Origin of the sequence: Desulfosarcina sp., assembly GCF_041551955.1 — a bacterium.
In the GTDB taxonomy this organism is placed as follows: Bacteria; Desulfobacterota; Desulfobacteria; order Desulfobacterales; family Desulfosarcinaceae; genus Desulfosarcina.
Genome location: NZ_JBFELV010000543.1, coordinates 1 through 3,023 on the forward strand (window position 1 = coordinate 1; position 3,023 = coordinate 3,023).

The window sequence follows — 3,023 nt, forward strand, 5'->3', positions numbered from 1 at the left end:
AGACTCTACATATCTGCCCACGCTTTCATCGTATTCGATGCCGAGCAAGGCTTCCAGGTCAAAACGCGCATGTCGGTCAAGGGACGCCTTCCCCGAGGTGAACCATTGAAGTTCCCGCAGGGTGATCCCGGCACACCTGGCAATCTCTGCAGGCGGGTTGGGCCAGCAGGCCACAAGATTCTTGGCGATTTCGGCTGCGTTGTCATAGTCACTGTCGGCCCAGAAATCATCATCCTCGACGATATCCTCCGGTGCCTTCTCACCTGTCAGTAGCCAGGTGGAGCCATCAAACCCATCGTGGTTGAAATATCGGGGCTGATCGGGCGGCAGAGAGGTCTCCCAGGATGACAGCCATGGACCGGGTTCCCAGTCGAGTCCACCCGCCACTATTGGCACCGGCACTTGCGCCGGTAAGGTCAGCCACTGCTGGATTCTGTCTTCAACCTCTCGGCTATTCACGCCTCTTTGACCATCCCTGGCACGAAAATCGTGGTCAGCTTGAGCGTACCGGCAAAGGGCCTGGATGGACCCGGTAAGAGACCGGTCATTTCCGTCGTGCTTCCTCAGCAGCCACCGGCTGGAGTCCTGGGCTGAGCGCAGGGAAGCTGGAAGGGATTTCTCCTTGGCATCGGCAACCTCGATCTGGACTCCGATTTTTGCCATTTCCCCTACTAGTTCAGGGCTGGCCGTCGCGATGTGGCGGTTGATCCGCAGGATGTCCGGTCGGCCACGCAAGCCCTCGGCGTTACGCCATGCATCCAAAAGAACATCCCGGAAGGGCCTGGGCTGATCGACTGGGGTAAAGGTCATCCACCGAATGGGCAACCCGGCAACGGTCAATCCATAGAGTATGAGCGGGCTGAGCCCGTATCGCTCTGCGGCCTTGATCTTGATCGGGTCCCGCACTGATACGATGCCATGCTCTGGATGGTGGAAAAGGAACTTGGCTATTGCAACGTAGAAATGATGCTCTCTTGGTGATGGCTGCGCCTGCTGATTCATTTACCCTCCTGGGGAAATGCGAGCTTTCCCCGAGAACTATCGTAGGCTCCGCGCTCCCCCAGCAACCGGGCCAACAGCAGGGCGCGAGATACTTCGGATCGATGATCTGGATTTCTACTGCAGGAGTTCATTCATTCGCTCCTGGAAATACCTTGGGTATTTTTCCATCACCGCATTGGCTCCGTCCCGGTCTCGTTTCAGCGCCTTCACGAGATCCTTCTTCTGGGTCGCTGCCAGGTTTAAGGATGCGGCAAGGTCCTGAGCGATGACGCGGTCCGAAAAGCCAAGTTCATAAAGGGCAATGGTGGTTTCGGTGGGCAGACCATATTTCAGTCGCTTTTGAAAAAGCTGCAGACGATTGATCAAGTCTCCGGTGCCATCTTGGTCGAGGGTTTCGATGAATTCACACACAGCGCCTAAAACGAGCGCTCCGTCATAAGCGAGCGTCCCTTCGCAGACATCGACGACATGATCGATTTTGAACTCCCTCCGGCGGGTGCCCCATATCATCTTGGTTTTTCGCTTACGGATGATTTTCAGGAGATCGCTGAAGGGCTTTCCACTGATCCACCCATGCGCGATTTCTTTTAGCACCTCCGGCTTATCGAACTTGGTGAATACGTCACTGTTGATATGCCGGGTAAGCAATGGCCAGGCAAGATCGAGCGCGTCTGTTTCATCAGCAATCGAAAGCAGGCTGTCGGCGTTGGTTTGAACCCATCCCTCAATGGCTTGGGCATCTTGAATACCGTAAAGCGTACGGCCGTAGATTTTTCGGCGAGCCGGATCGGTGATGTTAACAGATATGTTCCCAGCGAGAAGCTGAAATAATTCGCGAATATGCTCCTTTTTCTGAGCATCAGCCAAGAAGAAAGCCAGCGTTCCTTCGGCCAGCCTGATCACATCGGCTTCTGAAAGACCATCCTCCGATTCATCCCAATGGGATAACAGGAAACTTTCGACGGCACTGATGAGGCTGATTCGCCAGGCGACTTGCCGCTCGACACCGTCCCGTGAGAAATTTTTGCCACCATGTTTTGCAGATATTCCGTCAGCCAATTTGGCAATTTCATCAGGATTGTTGATATAGGCTTTGGTAAAATCCAGAGCCTCCATGGTTATGGTGTATTTCTCGTCATCACTCTTGATGGGGTCGAAGATTGATAGGAGATTGCTAATGCATGGCTCAGAATTGCGTGGCTCCAGAAGTTCTTTCACCTGAGCCCAGCGCCATTTATCATTTTGCGCCTTTTGCTTATCATAGATCACCGGATCGGCAAACAGGATGCTGCCTTCGGTATGCATTCCGGCGCGACCCGCTCTGCCAATGAGGTTGTGGAAATCGCGGACCTTGATGCGCTCCATACCCTGGTAAACACTGGTCACGATGAGGTATCGAATGGGAAGATTTACGCCCTGCGCCAGAGTGGATGTGCAAACAACGAATCGTACAAGGTCGTTGCGCATGGCATGCTCCACCGCCAGCCGAATACCATGAGGCGTATTGCCATGATGGGAAAAAATGCCGTGTGCCGCGCTCTGGGACGCCGGAGCATCAGCGCCGAGATTCTCGATATGCAGATGTGTTAGCCTCGCAACTTCCTCGGCGTCTGAAAAATCTGACGGCAAGGCCAGCGGTGCACCTCGCTCGATAATATCGACGGCCTTTTCACAGACGCTGGCCGCTGTCGACTTCCGCCCGCAGAAAACAGCGATACTGCCATTCGGGACCAATTTCAGACCGAGGTAAAGTGCGATAGCCTGCCCGTCCGTTTTTTCAGGGAAAAAGCGATCCGCTCTTTCCCGCTTCTTCCTTCCGAGATTGAATCTTTCGATCACCCTCGGAACGAAAAACTCACCTTGTTCGGCGTCACGGCTGTCGACGTACTCGATCTTTCCCAACTTATCGAGCCAGCTCGCAAATCCGACCGATCTGGAAGTCGGAATCAAGGTTGTGCCTTCGACGACATTGGGCTTACCGTTCAGCCATTCTCCAACAGCCTCGGCATTGCTGATGACCG

Annotated in this window: 2 protein-coding genes; both read right to left on the reverse strand. The window is 54.2% G+C overall.

Annotated elements, in window-relative coordinates:
- Positions 1–1,002 (reverse strand): hypothetical protein (locus tag ABYV26_RS23820; RefSeq protein WP_372683843.1); only part of this gene is annotated, 1,002 nt, incomplete at its 3' end.
- A gap of 114 nt (positions 1,003–1,116) precedes the next feature.
- A partial coding sequence (locus tag ABYV26_RS23825) for a helicase-related protein (protein ID WP_372683844.1) occupies positions 1,117–3,023 on the reverse strand: 1,907 nt, incomplete at its 5' end.